This window comes from Nocardioides malaquae, from assembly GCF_015070385.1.
Classification (GTDB): domain Bacteria; phylum Actinomycetota; class Actinomycetes; order Propionibacteriales; family Nocardioidaceae; genus Nocardioides; species Nocardioides malaquae.
On record NZ_JADCSA010000875.1, the window covers coordinates 1 to 249 of the forward strand.

At 56.2% G+C, this 249-nt stretch carries 1 protein-coding gene; it reads right to left on the reverse strand.

Annotated elements, in window-relative coordinates; translation table 11 throughout:
* Window positions 1-249 (reverse strand): phosphoenolpyruvate carboxykinase (ATP) (locus tag IEQ44_RS16305; RefSeq protein WP_193639462.1); only part of this gene is annotated, 249 nt, incomplete at both ends.

Here is a 249-nt window from a genome sequence, read left to right on the forward strand (position 1 = left end):
TTCGGTTGGGATCGCCAGGTTAAACATCGGCAGAGTGAAGGTTTCTGCATTATCCAGCGAACCGTTGAGGATGGCGTCGATAATGGCGCGGGTATCTTTAATCGTGATACGTTTGCCAGTGCCGTTCCAGCCAGTGTTAACCAGATAAGCCTGCGCGCCCGCCGCCTGCATACGTTTCACCAGCACTTCTGCGTACTGAGTCGGGTGCAGCGACAGGAATGCCGCGCCGAAGCAAGCGGAGAAGGTTGG